The organism is Sphingomonas sp. CCH9-F2 (assembly GCF_001556735.1).
GTDB lineage: Bacteria > Pseudomonadota > Alphaproteobacteria > Sphingomonadales > Sphingomonadaceae > Sphingomonas > Sphingomonas ginsenosidimutans.
Genome location: NZ_LSJO01000460.1, coordinates 1 through 18,473, shown reverse-complemented (window position 1 = coordinate 18,473; position 18,473 = coordinate 1). Strand labels below are relative to the sequence as shown.

At 61.5% G+C, this 18,473-nt stretch carries 12 protein-coding genes and 1 pseudogene; 1 reads left to right on the top strand and 12 read right to left on the bottom strand.

Annotated features, from left to right (window positions below; genetic code table 11):
* The 4 genes and pseudogenes from AX685_RS21670 to glf all read right to left on the bottom strand — a co-directional run.
* A pseudogene (locus AX685_RS21670) lies at nt 1-1,113 on the bottom strand (hypothetical protein); the annotation flags it as partial.
* 321 nt (nt 1,114-1,434) lie between these two features.
* Nucleotides 1,435-2,739, bottom strand: coding sequence for a nicotinate phosphoribosyltransferase (gene pncB / locus AX685_RS12795; protein ID WP_036527766.1), 1,305 nt, complete (start codon nt 2,737-2,739; stop codon nt 1,435-1,437).
* A gap of 61 nt (nt 2,740-2,800) precedes the next feature.
* Entirely contained in the window at nt 2,801-4,414 is a 1,614-nt protein-coding gene (locus tag AX685_RS12790) for an MFS transporter (RefSeq protein ID WP_051586982.1), read from the bottom strand.
* A gap of 72 nt (nt 4,415-4,486) precedes the next feature.
* Nucleotides 4,487-6,862, bottom strand: a complete 2,376-nt coding sequence (gene glf, locus AX685_RS12785; protein WP_228168186.1) for a UDP-galactopyranose mutase — start codon at nt 6,860-6,862, stop codon at nt 4,487-4,489.
* Nucleotides 6,863-7,025: 163 nt separating this feature from the next.
* On the opposite strand from glf, the gene AX685_RS12780 reads away from it, so the two are divergent.
* Entirely contained in the window at nt 7,026-9,227 is a 2,202-nt protein-coding gene (locus AX685_RS12780) for a family 1 glycosylhydrolase (protein WP_036527622.1), read from the top strand.
* Between the two features lie 53 nt (nt 9,228-9,280).
* Here AX685_RS12780 and AX685_RS12775 read toward each other — a convergent pair whose 3' ends face one another.
* The 8 genes from AX685_RS12775 to AX685_RS22655 all read right to left on the bottom strand — a co-directional run.
* Nucleotides 9,281-10,561 (bottom strand): hypothetical protein, encoded by a 1,281-nt coding sequence (locus tag AX685_RS12775; protein WP_036527620.1) that lies wholly within the window; start codon nt 10,559-10,561, stop codon nt 9,281-9,283.
* Between the two features lie 132 nt (nt 10,562-10,693).
* Complete coding sequence (locus AX685_RS12770; protein WP_081799111.1) at nt 10,694-13,264, bottom strand: TonB-dependent receptor; 2,571 nt, start codon at nt 13,262-13,264, stop codon at nt 10,694-10,696.
* Nucleotides 13,265-13,344: 80 nt separating this feature from the next.
* The gene (locus AX685_RS12765) at nt 13,345-13,752 is read right to left on the bottom strand and encodes a hypothetical protein (protein WP_155986352.1); all 408 of its coding nucleotides are present in this window, start codon (nt 13,750-13,752) and stop codon (nt 13,345-13,347) included.
* A complete protein-coding gene (locus tag AX685_RS12760; RefSeq protein ID WP_036527613.1) occupies nt 13,734-14,183 on the bottom strand; it encodes a FecR domain-containing protein in 450 nt (149 codons plus the stop codon). Before AX685_RS12760 ends, AX685_RS12765 begins: the two co-directional genes overlap by 19 nt.
* A 2-nt stretch (nt 14,184-14,185) precedes the next feature.
* Nucleotides 14,186-14,713, bottom strand: coding sequence for an RNA polymerase sigma factor (locus tag AX685_RS12755; protein ID WP_051586981.1), 528 nt, complete (start codon nt 14,711-14,713; stop codon nt 14,186-14,188).
* Between the two features lie 603 nt (nt 14,714-15,316).
* Nucleotides 15,317-16,570, bottom strand: a complete 1,254-nt coding sequence (locus tag AX685_RS12750; RefSeq protein WP_036527611.1) for a hypothetical protein — start codon at nt 16,568-16,570, stop codon at nt 15,317-15,319.
* A 321-nt stretch (nt 16,571-16,891) separates the two neighbouring features.
* A complete protein-coding gene (locus AX685_RS12745) occupies nt 16,892-17,911 on the bottom strand; it encodes an acyltransferase family protein (protein ID WP_036527609.1) in 1,020 nt (339 codons plus the stop codon).
* Nucleotides 17,895-18,473 (bottom strand): hypothetical protein (locus tag AX685_RS22655; protein ID WP_197418609.1); only part of this gene is annotated, 579 nt, incomplete at its 5' end. The genes AX685_RS22655 and AX685_RS12745, both read right to left, overlap by 17 nt.

Sequence of the window (18,473 nt, the reverse complement as noted above, 5' to 3'; positions counted from 1 at the left end):
AAAGGGGGTCCCTCTTCGACGCCGATCGGGGGTCCCTTTTGAACGCCGTTTGACAGTCCCCGCCTCACCGGTCACAAGCAACCGATGTTCGTTCGCCAGCCGGCTGACTGGCCGCTTGATGATCCCGGAGACCTTCTCGATTGCTTCATAGAGGTGTTCGACGAAAAATTGGACACGCCGCACCTCGTCGCGATCACCGCCTTGCTGAGTACGCAAGTCCCAGATCGCTGCCGAACAAACACCTAACGTTTCACTCGCCTCATCGAGAGCCCTTACCCACGGATCAAATGGAACTGGATCGGCTGGGCTGATCGACGCCGTCCGGATCAAACTGCTGATCGCCCGAAATCGAACATCCAGGTCCGCAGCTTGCGTCGCGGCGGGGCCACTTGCCAGAATCCTCGCAACGCTATCGGTCGTGCGATGCCGCGCCTCGTCGAGTTCATCAGCGAGGCGCGTCAAACTCTCAATGAAGGCAGGATCACGAGCGATCGCGAGCAGCCCGCGGCGGATCGGGAGTTCAATGTTGAGTTCGGGTGTGTAGCGCGTACCCAGCGCCTTGCGAGTGATCGCGAAGCGCGTTTGAAACCAGTCGGGCGTGAAATGCAGCAGATCGAACCAATAGTGCCGTCGACCCGCGTACTGCGGCTCATTTCGAGAGAAGCGCTCGATGAGCTGGGTCTCATCCCAAAGCTCAATCGTAACGACACGCGGAAGGATTGCGTCGGCGCGAGCTTGCACCCAGCGGTTCCAGCGATCCCTTTCGGAAATCCGATTGCCCACTCGCCCGTCCGATAGGTTGAAGGGTAAGCCGACAATGAAGCGCCCAAGCTGGGGGTGGCGTGCGATCGCTTGGCTTAGCGATTCGGTGAGCTGCGACGCTTCGCTGCTGCCGAACTCGAAGAAATACTTCGCCTGCCAGCCAGTCTCCGATCCATCTGCCTCGACGCGGTAGCATTCGAGGCCAGCGTCAGCCCCAGCGCCCTTACGGTGGAATGGCGCGTCAGGAGCGGTTTCTAACGCGGCGAGTTGACAAATCGCCTCCTCAAAACCGCTATGCTGGCTTCCGTGATGTGGTCGGATGGTGCGAAAATCGATCGTAGGAGACGGCATGGTCGCTCTGATTTTGGAGGTCGCGCCATGCGCGTGTAGATGCATTTTCCGATAGCTTATGCGCAGAGTCGATCCTACCGCGCACTATGGTGCGCGAGCGCGATGTGAATGGTGATTGCCCGGTGATTACCATGCCCGAAACTGAAGGGAAAAATTCCATATTTTCCTATTATAATTCAAGTCGATATACCGGTTCTCGCTCTGAGGTCTGGTACTTCCGGTACCGACGGAAAAGCGTCGGGTAAAAGGAAGGAGGGGGCTGCCCTCCCTCATTCCTGATGGCGCCACGTCCGGTCGCAGACAGCGAACGGAAATCCGCCGCTAAACCACGACCGGCGAGGGGGCATGGCCAGCGGATCCGAAGACCCGCAGATAGCGCTCGATCTCGGCGGGATCGCCGGTCGCCTTGGCGGGATTGTCGGACAGCTTCACCGCCGGACGTCCGTTCGCGCTTGTGACCTTGCAGACGAGGGAAATCGGCTCCAGCCCTTCGTCACCGTCGGGATCGCAGCCGCGAAAATCATTGGTGAGGTTGGTGCCCCAGCCGAAGCTTGTCCGCACACGCCCGTTGAAGTGCCTGTATGTCGCCTCGATCGTATCGACATCCATGCCGTCGGAGAAGATCAGCAGCCTGGTGCGCGGATCGACGCCCTGATCCTGCCACCAGCGGATGATCTGCTCGCCGCCTTCGATGGGCGGGGCGCTGTCGGGGCGGAAGCCGGTCCAGTCCGCAAGCCAGCCGGGCGCATCGCGCAGAAAGGCGGTGGTGCCGAAGGCGTCGGGCAGGGCTATAAGCAGATTGCCGTTATAATGCCGTCGCCACGCCTCCAGCACCTGATAGGGCGCGCGGGCGAGCGATGCATCGTCCCCGGCCAGCGCGGCGGCGACCATGGGCAATTCATGCGCGTTGGTGCCGATGGCCTCCAGATCGCTGTCCATGGCAAGGAGGACGTTAGACGTGCCGATGAAGCGGTCGCTCAACCCTTCCTTCAGCGCCTCGACACACCAGCGCTGCCACAGGAAGCCGTGCCGCCGCCGGGTGCCGAAGTCCGAGAGGACGAGATCGGGCAGCAGCTTCAGCCGCTCCACCTTCTCCCACAGCCTGGTCTTGGCGCGCGCATAGAGGATGTCGAGCGCGAACCTGCCCTTGTTGCGCATGGCCGCGCGCGATTTCAGTTCGTTGAGGATGGCGAGCGCGGGAATCTCCCACATGGTCGTGTGCGTCCATGGACCCTCGAAGCAGAGTTCATACTGACCGTCCACCTTGCGCAGCCGATAGTCGGGCAGGCGGAAATCGGCGAGCCAGGCAATGAATTCCGGGCTGAACATCTGCTGCCGCCCATAGAAGCTGTTGCCGGTCAGCCATATCAGCTCCTTTTTGGCGAAGCGGACCTCCCGCGCATGGTCGAGCTGGGCGCGCAGCTCCTCCTCGTCGATGATGTCGGCGAGACGGACCGAGCGGGTGCGGTTGATGACGGAGAATGTCGCCTCCACATCCGGATGAATGTGCCGGATCATCTGGAGCATGAGGAGCTTGTAGAAATCCGTGTCGAGCAGGCTGCGGACGATAGGGTCGAGCCGGAAATTATGGTTGTAGGTGCGTGTCGCGATGTCAGTGACGGTCATGCTGCGATCCTCCGTGCCATGCGGGTTCGGCCACGTCGCGCCGGCGGGCAGCTTCCCTCCGTCATGCAATCCTGTCGAGCAGATCGTCCAGCGAAGGATCAGGCGGGGGCACCGCATAGCCCGCCTCCAGCACCCATCCCGTGACTTGCCGCCTGGTGCTGAGGCTGAGGCTGCTCCGCAGCCGCTCCTGCAGGCCCTGGATGATCGCCATCTTGCGCTCGCGCAGCTTGATGAGTTCACCGGCGGGGAAGCTCATCGCTTCGCGAAGTCCCGTCACTGAGGAGATGTTGCCGAGGTTGCGGCGGGCAGAGTAGACGATGTGGGACACCACCTCCCTGCGGCCGGTGAAGCCGCTTTCCTGAACGAGGCTCAGGCGATGGAGGGCATAGAGGCCAATCACGGCCGATACGAGGAAGAAGAATTCCCAGTGCGTGAACATGACGCCGAGTTCGGCCGCGCCCTCAGGGCTGGTCCATCGCACGGCAAGGGTGAGCTTGCGCGCGGCGAAGAAGTCGCTGGCCCAGCCGCCGATGATGGGCGCCATGCCGGCGGCGATTGCGCCGATAATGGCGTTGGAGGCGAGATAGCCGGTCGCCGCGCCGCCGGGGCTGAGCTTCAGCACGATATTGCCGGAAGCCAGCCCCACGCCCGCCGCCGCCGCGCCCATGATGATGTGCAGCATGACGAGATAGGCGGACCGGGCTGTCATGCCGTCCACATCGCTGGCAAAGGCCATGGCGACGATGGAGAAGATGAACAGTGGCGTGGCCACGCTCAGCACCGACTTGTTGGAGAAATGATCGCTCAGGCGGCCCCATCCCCGGATGACGGCGAGGTTCGCGATCTGGCTGATGAAGCTGAAGATCAGCACGAACCCCATGCCGAAGCCGAGTTCGCGCACGAAATAGACGGTGAAGAACGGCGTTGCGAGGTTCACGGCGAATTGCCAGCTTGCAAGATAGCGCAGCATCTGCCGGAAGTTCCTGTCGCGCAGCGGCCCGGTCAGCAACCGCCGGATCGGCACATCGTCACTGCCGGGGGGCATACGTGGCTCCGGCACGCGGGCGAGCGCGACCGTGCTGACGAGACCGCAAGCGAAGCCGAAAAGGTAGAGGCCGCAGAAGATGCTGTTGCCGAAAGCCCGGTCCGTCCCAGCCTGCTGGAGCGCGTAGGCTCCGACAATAGTAGCGACCGCGCTAACCGCCGTGCCGAACAGGGTCCGCCGGGCAAAGAAACGCCCAAGCTCCTCCTCCGGCACGAGGTCGCGCATCCAGCTGTTCCAGCTACACGCACCCACCGCGTTGAGGCCGTAGTGCAACAGGGCCGCCGCCATCAGGGATGCGGCGGCGACATTACGGTCGGGGATGAACGGCACGACGGCGTAGATGGGCAGGGCGAGCCGCGCGAGAAAAACACTGATGACGGAGATGCGGCGGCGCGTGCGCAACCGCTCCACCAGCGAAACTGCGGGTGCCTGCAAGATCTGGGTGAACAGGGGGATGGCGGCCAATATGCCGATCTGGACCGTACTCACGCCGACATGCAGCGCGAGCGCAAGGAGCACCACGCCGCTGTTAAGGGCGCCTATGGCGGTGGCGAAGGAGGCGTCGACCAGCAAGGCCCTCAGGCCCTGCTGTACCTCCCGTTCGGACACCTCATCCTGCGGTTCCAGCACGCGTGACGTCCATCTGGCTCGTGAAAGGTCCGGCTCACAACGCGCGAGACGGAAAAGGGAGCCGGATCAATATCATGCGTCGGCAACGACGGTCGTTCCGGCGCGCGCGCCGGTGGCTGCGGGCTGGCGGTCGGCATCCCAGCGCTGCTTCAGGCGGCGATAGGTAGCAAGCGCCTGACCGGCCACCTGATCCATGTTATAATAGCGATAGGTCGCCAGCCGGCCGACAAAGCTCACATCGGGCTGGGCGAGCGCCAGCGCTTCGTAGCGCTTGAACAGCGCCTGGTTCTCGGCGCGTGGAATGGGATAGTAGGGATCGCCCTCACCGCTCGGATATTCATAGGTGATGCTGGTGCGCGGCGCGGTCTGGCCGGTCAAATGCTTATATTCGGTAATGCGGGTGTGCGGAACGTCCTCTGACGGATAGTTCACCACGGCCACGGGCTGAAATTGTTCCTGATCCACCGTTTCGTGCCGGAAGTGCAGGGAGCGGTAGGGAAGCTTGCCGTAGCAATAGCCGAAATATTCGTCGATGGGTCCCGTGAAGACGAGGTGCTGATGCGGATAGGCCTGCCGCACTTCGGTAAAATCGACGCCGAGCAGCAGGTCGATGTTCGGATGGTCGAGCATCCGTTCGAACATATGGGTGAAGCCGTCTCTCGGCATGGCCTGGTAGGTGTCGGTGAAATAACGGTCGTCGGTGTTGGTTCGCGTCGGCACGCGTGAGGTCACCGACTTGTCCAGTTCCGACGGGTCCATTCCCCATTGCTTGCGGGTGTAACCCTGGAAGAAAGTCTCGTAGAGTTCGCGTCCCACCGCCGAGATGACGACATCCTCCGACGTGCGGACGATATCCACGGGCTCTGCGCGGGAGGCCAGGAAGGCGGCGGCCTCCTCCTCCGTCCGCAGATCAAGATGGTAGAGGCTGTTCACCGTCGTGCGGTTGATTGGCATCGGTACCAGGCGGTCGCCGACAGCCGCGAGCACGCGGTGCTCATAGCCACGCCATTCGGTGAACTGCGAGAGATACTCGAAGATGTCGGCCGAATTGGTGTGGAAGATATGGGGGCCATATTGGTGGATGAGGATGCCGGCATCGTCCAGTCGGTCATAGGCGTTGCCGGCGACGTGCGGCCGCTTGTCCACGACCAGCACCCGCTTGCCCGCGTCGCGTGCGAGCCGTTCCGCCATGATCGCGCCGGCAAAGCCTGCCCCGACGACCATGACGTCATAGGATTGCGGGCGGTCTCCGTCTGCGCCAATAGGCGACACCACGGGATAGACGTGGCTGCTGCGTTGCACCGCTTCGTCAATGAGGTTGCTCATCGCGCATTGCGTGAGATCCCAGCTCTCCCCTGCGAGCCGCGCGTCGACGGCGGCCAGCCAGCCGTTTGTGCGGGAGAGGGTAAGCGCCGCGTCGCAGGCGGCGACGAAAGCGTCCCGCCCGTCCGCGATGCGCACCGCCTCGACATCGCCATAGCCGCGCACGACGTCACGCACCGGGGTAGAGACGACGGGGCAGCCCGCGGCGAGATATTCGGGTGTCTTCGTGGGACTGATGAAGCGTGTCGCCTCGTTGATGGCGAAGGGCATCAGGGCGACGTCCCAGCCGCGTAGATAGTCGGGCAGTTCGGCATAGCCCTTGCCGCCCAGATAATGGAGGTTGGGGCGGCGGGGCAGGTCGGCGTCGCTGATCTTCACCACTGGCCCCACGATGACGATGGACCATTCGGGCCGCGCGTCCGCCAAACCTTCCAGCAGCGCGAGGTCCATCCGTTCGTCCACGACGCCATAAAAACCGAGGCGCGGGGAGGGGAGCTCCGCCTGATCCTCCGGCTCCGGACCAGCGGCGCGGGCGGTCGAGAAGTGGGTGGCGTCGACGCTGGATGGAAAGGCATGGACCGAAGGATGGCGCGCGGCCTTTGCCTCGTAGAGACTGTGCCCGCCGGTGAAGACGAGGTCGCAGCTGTCGAGCAGCCGCTGCTCAAGCGGGAGAAGCTCTGACGGCGCGCCCTTGAAGTTCGCCAGCTCGTCCATGCAGTCATAGACGATGCAGTCCGCCGCCAGATGGTCGGAGAAGGGCAGCATCATCGGCGTATAGTACCAGCAGATGAGCGGTCGCGCCGGATCGCGGGTGATCGCGCCGTCGAGCAGGGCGCGCAATGTTTCCGTCTCCTCATGCCGGCTGAGGCCGGCGGGGAGGTGCGGGGTGAGGATGGTGACGCCGGAACAGTCGCAGACATGGGTGTCCAACGTCGCACTTGGCGCATCGTGGATCGGCTCTTCCCAAACGATGACCTTCCGGTCCCGGGCGAAGCGGCTCATCAGATGTTGCGGCCGCTGATAGACGAAGTTCCAGCGCAGGTGACTGAAGCAGATGAGCGTGCCGCCGCCCTCCGTCGGGCTGTCGGGGTTGATGGCGTCGACGTCGCTTGGAATGCCGCTCATGTCTGGAACCTTGCTGAATGATGAACATCGGCAACACGCCGTTCATCGCTCCGGTTCCTGTACAAACCGGCCCAAGTTCAAAGAGATAACACAAGATATCAAGTCGAGAGCGGAAACCTGATCCATGTCAGTCGTTCTGGCGAAGGTCTGGGAGATATGTACGATGAAGAGGCATCTGGAATTATGGGGTGGGCCGGAGTGCACCATCAACAGGGTTCGGGATACATATCAGGATCAGTTCGAGCGATGCGGCCACTATGATCGGATCGACGATCTGAATCTATTTGCCGACATCGGCATAACGACGATCCGTTATCCTATATTATGGGAATGCATTGCGCCTGATCGGCCCGGACAGCATCTCTGGCAGGGCGTGGATGCGCGGATCGACCGGCTGCGCGCACATGGCATCGACGTCATTGCCGGGCTTGTCCATCACGGCAGCGGTCCCTCCTACACGCATCTCCTCGACGATGACGGTTTCGCGCGGGGTCTCGCTGATTTCGCGGCCCGCGTTGCGGAGCGCTATTCCTGGATCAACCAGTGGACGCCGGTCAATGAGCCGCTCACCACGGCGCGCTTTTCGGCGCTTTATGGCCATTGGTATCCGCATGTCCGCGACGAGGGCGCGTTCTGGCGCGCGCTCCTCAACCAGATCGACGGAACCCGGCTCGCGATGCAGGCCATTCGCAGGGTCAATCCCGCCGCGCGGCTCGTTCAGACGGAGGATCTCGGCCGCACCTTCGCCACTGCCGAGTTGCGCGAGCAGGCTGCGTTCGAGAATATCCGGCGCTGGGCGACATGGGACCTGCTGTTCGGGCGCGTACGGCGCGGTCATCCGCTGTGGCGGCGCATGGCCGCGCACGGGCTGGAGCACAGGCTGGAGGCCATTGCGGCCGATCCCTGTCCGCCAGACATCATCGGCATCAACCATTATCTGACCAGCGAGCGGTTCCTCGACCATCGCATGCAGCGCTATCCCGCCCATGCGCATGGCGGCAATGACGGGCAGCGCTATGCCGATGTCGAGGCGATCCGGGTGCTGGAGCCGCCCCCGCCCGGTCTGAGGGGCGTGATAGAGGAGGCGTGGGACCGCTATGCGACCCCGATCGCGGTCACCGAAGTCCATAATGGCTGCACGCGCGAGGAGCAGCTGCGCTGGCTGGCGGAGGCGTGGGATTGCGCCGAGGATCTGCGCAATGAGGGCGTGGACGTGCGAGCGATCACGCTCTGGTCGCTGCTCGGCAGTAGCGGATGGAACACGCTGCTGACCGCCCCCGGCATCTATGAGCCGGGCATATTCGACGTCAGTAGCGGAACGCCGCGCGCGACCGCTCTCGCAGCGCTCGGCACGGCTCTGGCCACTGGCGCTGCACGGCATCCGCTTGCAGCGCAGCCGGGCTGGTGGCGTCGGCCGATCCGGCTTGAATATCCCGCCGTCCGCCGTCCTGCCCCGGCCGTGCAGCACCGGGCGGACAGTTGCAGGGAGCGTGCGCCCATGGGTCGGCCCCTCCTGATCATGGGCGCGACAGGAACCCTGGGGCAAGCGTTCGCGCGGGCCTGTACGCTCCGCAACATACCGCATGTGCTGACGGCGCGGCACGCGCTCGACATCACCAGCGAGGCCAGCATCGGGGCTGCGCTGGACCGGCACGATCCCTGGGCAGTGGTGAACGCCGCCGGCTGGGTACGGGTCGACGAGGCGGAAAGCCATGCCGCCCGTTGTTTTGCGGCGAACAGCGACGGCCCGGTCCGCCTTGCGCGGATGGCGGAGGAGCGGGGGCTTGCCACCCTCAATGTCTCAAGCGACCTCGTCTTCGGGGGCAAGGCGGAAGGGGCCTATGTCGAAACCGACGCGCCCGACCCGCGCAACGTCTATGGCGAGAGCAAGGCGCGCATGGAGGAGGGACTTCTCGCCCTGGCGGGGACGCATCTCATCGTTCGCACCGCAGCCTTCTTCTCTCCCCATGACGAGTTCAACTTTGCCGTCGCGGTCGCTCGCGCCCTGACGGCGGGGCAGCCGTTCGAGGCCGCGGCGGACCAGCGGATCACGCCGACCTATGTGCCGCATCTCGTCAGGGTCGCGCTCGACCTCCTGATCGACGGTGAGCAGGGCCTCTGGCACCTCACCAATGAGACGGAGCTATCATGGGCAGAGTTCGCGGAAGCCGTCGCGGACAGCCTGAACCTGCCCCGGCATCTGATCCGCGCCGTGCCGGGCGCCCGCCTGAACCAAATGGCGCCACGCCCCTCCCGCGTACCGCTCGCGACGGGGCGCGGGGCGCACCTGCCGTCTCTTGCGGATGCCCTCGGCGAGTTTGCGCGGCATGAGAAGAGGCAGCAAGCGGTGCGCGAGCTTGCATGACATGCAAACGGCCATGGATCCGAAGACCCATGGCCGCCGAACATTCAGCCGTCTTACATCCAGCCGTCGAGATCGTCGGGGATGTTGCTCAGCGTACCCTTGCCGGTGATGGCGTTCAGATCGAACGGCTGCGCCTCCAGGAAAAATTCCAGCTGGTCACGCGATGTCACAAGCGAATTGATCACGCGGACTTTCAGGCCTTTGAAGTTCGGGCCGTCGATGCGCAGCGCCTTCAGCGTGACTTTCGATCCATGCGGTATCTTCACGAAGCGCGGATAGTTCAGCAGGCGAAAGTCCGGCTGAACGATCTCAAGCTCGACGTCGATCGGGCCAGCATTCGCGATCTCCATCTCGCCTGAGTTTCCGATCAGAAACTCTGACGGCGAATATTTGGTGAACGACATCTTCAGGACCGCGTTCATCACCGTTTGAACATTCTCGCGCGTGCCGAAGAAAGTGTCGCGGAAGAGGCCGACCGTACGACGCTTTTCCAGCGCATCCTTGAAGGCCGCTTCATCCTCTCCCTGCGTCAGGAACAGGGTGGCGACGCGGTGATCCATCCCCGCCGCCTCCTGCTCCAACGCGGTCCCGAGATGAGCGTCCGTAGTCGCCGCGATATAGAGGTTATATTTCAGGGCCACGTCCATCGCGCTGGGGTGGATGAAATCGCTTTGCGCAACCTCAATCCCCGACAGCAGACCCTCTGAAAACATCCGTTCGAGGAACGGCGTCACCACTGCCTCACCAGGGGAGGAGGAGGGGATGGTCGGATGATTCCACTGGCAGATGGCGCCCTGCCGCTTCGCTTCGCGGAACCGTGCTTCCAGATCTTTCTCGTCCGCGCTGGTCCGGTTCCAGTCGACCCGGAGCTGCCCGCCCGTCTGCTTGAAGGTGCTGTAATGGACTTTCCCCGGGTTCAGCGCATTTGCATCCTTGAGGAAGTGACAATTGAAATGCCCGATCGCGCGCGTGATCTCCGACCCGAGCGAGAGTTTCATGCCGCCGAGGCCAAGCATGCCCGAAGAGATGAACGCGCGGCCGATTTCATAGCTGCGGTTCTTGTTGGTGCCGGTGTCGCGGATCTTTGGCGTGATGATGTCATGTTCCGTGAAGGACACGAACTTAAGCCCGTCATGCGCCGCTTCTGCGAGGCGAAGCGTCGGCCAGGCCGAGCCGTCCGAGAATACGGTGTGCAGGTGCAGGTCGCCGGCGAAAATATGATGTCCGTCCTTCGTATCGGGGAAGATCAGACGCGCGGGCGACGGCGGCCGCTGATCGGATTGCGTCACGAACTCGGCGGAAGCTTCTCCGGCGGTGAACAGCCCTGCGAGCATAGCGAGAGCGGAAACCATTGCGCGGAAGTTTCTATGCTTAACCATAAGATTTCCTGATGAAGGTGGTGTTTGATGAATGGGCTTTGATATCGGTCGTGAAATCAGATTCACCGCACCCACATTGCGCTGGGTTCAGAACTTGTATCCAAGCGTGATGCCATAGGTGCGCGGGGCCGCCGGGAGGTCGGTGCTGGTCGTGGCGGAGTTGAATCGGGAGAGCGGATAGTATGTGTCGGTCAGGTTGCGGACCCAGGCCGTGGCGGAGATATTGTTCTGATACCGTAGTTCTACGCGCGCATTGCCTATGAAGCGCGACTTGGTCACGGCGAAGTTGTCGATGTCGAAATAATATTTGGACAGATACTGACCGTCGGACGCGAGGATGACATCCATCGTATCCGAGGCATGGATGGTATATTCGAAAGCACCGTTCAGGCTAACGCCCGGTGTGAACGGAAGCCGCGCATCCGCACGACGCAGGCGTTCGACGGGATTGGTCGAGATGACCTTCTTGATCTCATTGCCGAGATAGGCGCCGGAGATTTCCAGCTTCAGATCGTCGGTCGGCCTGATGGTCGCGGACAGTTCCGCGCCCCAGCTCTGGGCGTCGCCCGCATTGACACGCGTGCCGCCGGACAGGACGCCCGCGGCAGTGGTGATCTGCGTGACCGCCGTCGTCTGAATATCCTTGTAGTCGTTGAAGAAGATCGCACCTTCAAGCTGAAGGAAGGCACGGCGGGGAAGGATCTTGAAGCCCAGCTCATAGGACCAGACCGTCTCGGCACCGAACGGCGCGGATTCGAGGTCGTTGCTGGGCGTGGTGGCATCGAAGCCACCGCCCTTATACCCGCGCCTGATGGACGCATAGATCGACGAGGAAGGGCCGAAATTCTTGCTGCCGTAGATACGGCCGGACACCTGGGACTTTCGGATGTTACGATCGAACTTATAGGGCAAAAGCGGGAAGATGGCCGGGAGAAGCGATACGCCATAGGGATCGAGGCCCTGCGTCAGGCCATTGAAGTCGACCTTGTCATGCGTGTAGCGGAGGCCGCCGCCGATCTTGAATCCGGAGTCGAACGCCCAGGTTCCATCCCCGAAGACGCCGAAGCTTGTCCGCTTTTGCGTGTAATCGCCCTGGATGATGCCGCGCGTCGTGTCGAGCATCGTAAAGGTCTGGTCGATGCGAACGTCGTCGTGAAATGCCGTCGCGCCCACGATCCAGCTGAACCGCGACGTGTCGTTCTTCTGGAACCGAATCTCGGCATATTCCTGATCGTCTTTGTCGCCGTAGAGGATATTGATCAAACGGATAGGCACCCCGTCCCCATTGTAGATCGCGAGGTGCGAGACATGGCTGTATCCGCCTGTCAGGACGAAGGTGTAATCGTCACCGACGCTCTGCTGCAGACTGCCGGTGATACCATAGCCGGAAACGTTCAGCTTTGTCGGCACGTCCGAATCGACTTCATATCGCGCGTTCGGGGCGAAGCCGTTCTGGGTGACGTTGCGGCTGGGCTGCAATGCCCCGCCGGTCTGCTTCGTACCGTTGACCTTCAGGAATATTTCGGTCCGGTCGGACGGGTTGATCTCTATGATGGCGCGGCCGGCGATGCTTTCGGATCGTGCGACGTCACGGTTCATGCCGGTAACGGGCAGCGGCGGGATGCCGGCAGGCGGCCTGAAGGTCGCGACGGCATTGGCATTGCCGATGTCCGTCATGTAGCCGTCCGTCCTGGTGTATAGCGCGGCGATACGGGCGCTGACGATCGGCGAGATCGGGCCGCCGACCGCGCCCTCCATGCGGGCCGTGCCGAAGGTCGCCAGTTCGGTGCTGACATAGCCGTTCAGCTTGTCGCCCGGACGGCGGGACAGGATGTTGATCGCACCTGCGGTCGAATTCTGTCCATAGAGGGTTCCCTGCGGCCCCTTCAGGATCTCCACCCGCTCGATATCGAAAAATTGGCCGGTCGCGAGGATGGCCGACCCCTGGTAGATGCCGTCGATGTTGAGCGAAGTTGCAGGATTGCCGTTGGGGCGCAAATCGTCAAAGCCAACGCCGCGGATGGTGAAGGTCGGCATGTCACCACCCGACACCTGCACCGTGGCGAGGACGCCGGGCGTCTGGCTCGCCAGGTCGACAAGGCGGTCGGCGCCGCGATTGCGGAGCTGCTCGCCGCCGAAGGCCGACAGGGCGACGGGGACGTCGACCAGGCGCTGCTCGCGACGCTCCGCCGTGACGATGATGTCCCGATCGCCTTCCGCCGCTTCGCTCTCGTCAGCGTCGGGGCGGGACGTGCCGGCGCCGCCGGCGCTCTGCAGGGCGATCGGCATCGCGCGCGGCGACGCCGTGGCCTGCTGCAGAACGACCATGTCGCCGACCAGGCTGGCGGTGTAGCCCGACTTGGCGAGGAGGCGGGCGATGGCATCGGACGCCTTGTACTTGCCCGATATGCCGGCGCTCATATGGGAGCCGACGTCCCCGGACGAGGCGACGACCTGAAGCCCGGTCGTTGCGGAAAACGCCGACAGGGCGGCGGACAGATTTCCGGGCGGAATGGCGAACTGGAAGCTTTTGGCAAAGCTCCCCGCTTCCGCATGCGCTGAACAGGGCGCCGCCGTGGCGGCAATGGCGATGGCGACGTGCAATGCACGGTGAGAAATGTGAGACCCCATGTCGTATCCCCTTGCGAGCACCATCATGTGCTCTCCTTCGAAAGACGCGGGGATCGCCAAAGCCGGACACTGTTTTTTCAGCCCATAGTCTGGCAGGCAGAATTTTCTTATAATGCCTTGTGGAAGCGCAAGATTCCCTGATCGGCCCGTACATCGAAGCCGTTCGCCTTGCCGATGACGGAGAGGAGTGCGGCCGGCCGATCCGTTCGAAAGCGCCCCATGATCGGGATCGCCGCCAGCGCCGCTGGCGGAGCACTGATGACGATCCCGCCCTGCCGGTTCAGAATTTCGACCAGCGTGCCGAGCGTCATGCCGTCAGTATCGATCCATCCTTCCCGCCAGTCGGGACGGGAGGCGTCGAACGGCTTGGGGCGGTCGACGGTGGTGTCGTGGACGAGGCTCTGCCAACCGGCACGCACAGTGACCGCCTGGGGCGACCCGACCGGCTTCAACAGAACCGCTCCGCGCGCCACGGCGAGACTGGTGCTGGCGGATGTTACGTTAAGGTCGAACACCGTCCCAGCACCTGCGCCTCGGCTCGGCCGGCATGGGCGATGAAGGGGCGGCTGGCATCGTGCGCGATGTCGAACCGCGCTTCCCCTGCGATCAGACGGGCGTAGCGGCCCCGGCTCGTTATGGTGACAGTCAGATGGCTTGCGCCGCTGAGTTGCACGAACGACCCGTCTTCCAGCCGGACGTCACGCCGCTCTCCGGGCTTCGTGCTGAACTCCGCGGCCGTATTGACCGGCGACCGAAAGATGGTGAGGCCGGTGATGGCCAGAACGACCGCGCCGAGGCCGCCCGCTATGGCTGCCTTCCGGCTGGCGCGCATCTTGCGGATATCATCATTGGACAGGCGCCCGCCGTCATGGACGCGCGTTAGCGCTTCCTTGAGCGCCAATTCATCGATGGGGGCGTCGCTTCGCGATAGGCTGTCGTCACGCATGGCTAGATCCTGCTCCAACCGGTCAGTTTCCGCTTGGCGAGACCCTGTCTTATGTCGCTGTGCGCACGGAAGACATGCTTTTCCACCGCCGATTGCCGCATGTCTAGGTCGGTGGCGATAACCGCGGGTGGATGATCGTCCAGTCGACGGCGGAGGAAGATTTCCCGTCTGAGCGGCGGCATGTTCTTCAGGATGGCGACGATCGCCTCCACCCGCTCGCGATGAAGCAAGGCCTCATCAATGCGCGGCATGGGGCAGATAAAATCTTCCTCTATGGGGCAAGTGGCAGGCATGCGCGAAAGACGGCGGAAATGATCGTTGATCAGGTTCTGCGCGACAGAAAAACAAAAAGCCTTGAGATTGGCGATCGTGCCGGTCTGCCGGTACCGGTAGATGCGCAGATATGTCTCCTGCACGATATCTTCTTCGTCATTGCCATTGCGCAGTCGCCGGGCGACAAAGCGGGTCAACTCATCGCGGATGTCATCTTCCTGGGCCAGCTCATAGCGAGCTCTGACGGTGGTACGCACGATGCACTCCTCAGAATGCGAAATCTGAAGGGAAATGGCGCGCGCATTTACGCTGCACCGCGGTGCGCCGTTAGACCGGGACCATGACGTCTGAGTGACTACGGTCGCAGACCTGCGATGGATGAAGCCTGATGCGTAGACGGCGGTGCCGACTTGCACATCGCGATCTCGCCCTTTGCCAAGCCCCTTTTTATCAGTGTGCGGACTGGCTGATGAACAGCCCCGCTGAACGCACGGTCGGAGGCACCTTCACGCGCGGAAGGCGGTTCTAAGAGTCATATCATCACGGTATCGAAATAAATTGACCATCACCGATCCACGGATCCTGCCTGATGCCTTGGAGATAGAGAAGGCGGACATCGTGCGCTGGACTTCCGGTTGAAAGCCATTTGGAGCGCTAAGCCATGGCGCGCAAGCTGGGTGCATTACCCGCAGCGCGCAGGCCGTATAGCGCCGCTGCCCTTATCGCTGTTCGACATTTTCGTATGAACCGTGGATCCGGGACCATGCGGCTTCCAGCGTTGAGACCGTCCCATGGTCGGCTGACAAGATGCAAGGACCAATGATGACATCCACATCGCATCTCATTGTCAGAGCGGACGGTCAGGACGCATCCACTTGTTCGGCCTCGTTGCGGGTGGGGTTTCTATCGGAGGGAAGCGGAGACTTTGGCTCCACAGCGATGCCGAGAGCGGAAAGGATCATGGCCCGCACAGCAGTACTCTGGATGACTTCCCTCGAAGCGTCGCTCGCCTCTCCCGGCCGGTGCCAAAGGAGGATGCCGCGGGGCTGGTGATATCCCGTGCCGACGTCGCGCTTGAATCGCTTGATCCCGGCCTCCGCAAAGGAAATCCTCTCCTTCACGCCGCCGCCGGAGGGGCGTTCCACATAATTGTCCATGCCTTCCGGCGGCTGCGCCAATCCGAAATTCAGGGTCCTGTTTACAAGGTTGACCTTGTAACAGAGGCGTCTTCCTCCGGCGAATGTCGCAGCTTCCACCAGCGACGCGAAACGCCCCGCATCCTCCGGCGTGTCGAACTCGAAATTGAAATCCGGGTGCATTGCGAGGTTCGAACGATAATCTCCGCTAAACCCGATTGCCCGGACGAAGGCTGGAACGTCGATGATGCGGGCCTGATCGCCGCCGGAGCGGAAAACGGCTTCCTGTCCCATGCTGCTCGCGACGATCAAGGTTCCATCAGTCCGGGTGATATAGTCAAGCAGATAACCTAGCTGATAATCCGCGACATCCATCGCCCGCTGTATATTCTTCGCCTTCAACCTGTCTTCATCGGAGGTCAAAGTGTATTGGAATTCCTCCGGGAAAGCATGCTTCCAATATCGATGCATCATGCCCGCGACATGATTGGTGAAGAACGTCGTGAACTCCGGTTTGGTCCGATGCAGAAGATGCTTAAAGACATCAAAGGCGATCGGCGCCTGCATGATCGAGCGACGCGACTTGTAAAGTGGATTGATCTTTTCAAGAATGACCTGCCGCGCGAGAGCGAGAACGGTCGACAAAGACAAGCCGATCCGAACCAGGCCGAGCATCAGTGTTGCGAGCTCTCTGCTCGGTTTCACGTCGGAGACGATCCCCCCATCCAGTGCTGTCTGGCGAAGGTTGAGCATCTGGAACGGCCTGCATTCGGGCGGGATCGTGCCCGGCTGCGGCGCGAAAGTGTCGGGGATGTAGAAGGCGTACGCGTCGTCGGGCGGGGGAGGATAGGATTGCAGGCTTGCAAAAACACCGACCCGCTTCCCGGCTTTGGCGGCGGTCTCCCACACAGGCGGGAATTCGCTCGCTCTCGTCAGATCCTGATTAAGGAACTCAATTCCATGGCTGCGATTGTCCACCCCCCGATGCAATGTCGGCCACGTTACCCAGGGATGAAGTTCCCCCACATCTGTCGTAACAGTGGTGTAGGATCTCGACATGCCTAAAATATTCGCGAAGTTCCCATGAGGATTTCTTCCAATGTACCAATCAACAACTTGCCAGGATACCTCATTTAGCTCGTATAGAATGACGGGCGTTCCTGTAACAGGTACATCAAAATTCCCGTCTGTCATGAGACGCGTACCTTCTGCCAAGGTGCATTCATGTTCTTTGTATCAAAAGAAAAACATCTCAGCAATCATTTGTTAAATTTGGTCGCATTTCACTTAATTCCTGCCCTAGCTTGCCGGGAGAGTATGGCTTCGGACGGAAGGAATAACTTTCGATTTCAGGGAGGTTGATGCCAATGCGAACTCCCTCGCCGTTCGGACTGCCGCCTCCCACCCAATCCACAGAACGACGCTTGCCGACATTCCGAATAGCCACATGCCGAACCCACCTTGGGCGGTGACATGCATGATGTCCTCGTAAATCTCGAAGAAGAAGCGGTGCCAGAGAAAGATATGGAGGTTTGCCATGGCGACGATCGTGATGAGCTTGTGCAGGATGGCGGGGACTGCGATGTCCCTTACAAAGAGGAAAATAAGGGTCCCCGCAATGAGGCAGTAGGCAGGTAGTTTGGCGGCCCCGTAAACGAGGAAGCTGCTGGCAATCGCCAGGGCAGCCATCGCGACCCTGTTTCCTTTCGGAGTCCTTGAGGGATCGGCAAAGAAGTAGAAGCACCAGCCGAGGCAAAAATTCCAGAACCGGGAGTAGGGCAGTGTAGGATGGTCCAGACCATCTGAATAGTTGTCCAGATAAAATCGTAGCAACACGGATGCGACAAACAGCAAAACGACGGAATAAGGGAGTAGCTTCCGACCGAAATTCCGGATGAGACCGATGTAGGACAGGATGTAGACGACGATCAGGATCTGCATCATGACCTGCGGATACCAGGTCGGAAACTTGGATATTCGACCGTCCGTGAAGAGGTTTCGGATAAACAATAATTCTAAAACATCGAATTTACGTAAGATGATGAAGAAGAATAAGACCATGAAGAAGCTGGGTAGCAGGATGGATCGCCCGAAGCCGATCAATCGATGCCGCATCTGTGGGAGCGAGGGAGCGTCAAGCACGAACTTCGCAAAAAAATAGCCGGAGAGCGCCATCAGGACGCTCATGCCACCCGAGAAGTTAAATCCCAAAACCTGGTCGATATCGGGGTTGGCATGGTTCAGCGCCACGAGGGATATCGCCGCCGCACGCAGGACGACTCCTGCCTCCATGCGCCGCGTCTTAAACATGGGCGACATGTTTGAGTTCCTCCAGTTCGGCAAGCGAGAGTTGATCCCAGCGCGGGGGGATGAAGCCGAGATATCCTTCCAGTGCGATGCTGGCATTAACGAACGAGAGCGAGTCCGTTGAGATGTCGATAAACCTTGTCTCTCGCCCGATCCTATCTGGGCTCTCCGTGCCAAACTCCTCGAAGATTTCGAAGATGCTGGTGGCCGCGACGTCGAGAAGGAGAATGTCCGCGCAATGGTGCGCAATCCGTCGCGAGGCGAGGCCCAGGAAGGCGGTTAGCTTACGGAGGCTGAACGGTTCGTTGTTGAACCCTTCGAACATCGCCTCGAATGACGGCGCTTTTTCGCGGGATGGCGCGAGACCGTCCATCGCCTTAAAATCATATTTGCCGTTCGACAGGCGCGGCAGGGCTTGGACCTGAACAACGGTGCATGCATGGGGGGGCAGGTGGATCTCGCCCTGCAGAACCTGATCAATGATGGCGAGTTCATCAGTCCGTGCCGTGGTCAGCGTGGTCTGGTGACACGCCTCGAAGAGGAGACCCGGATCGGCAAAGGCGGGACCCTGGCG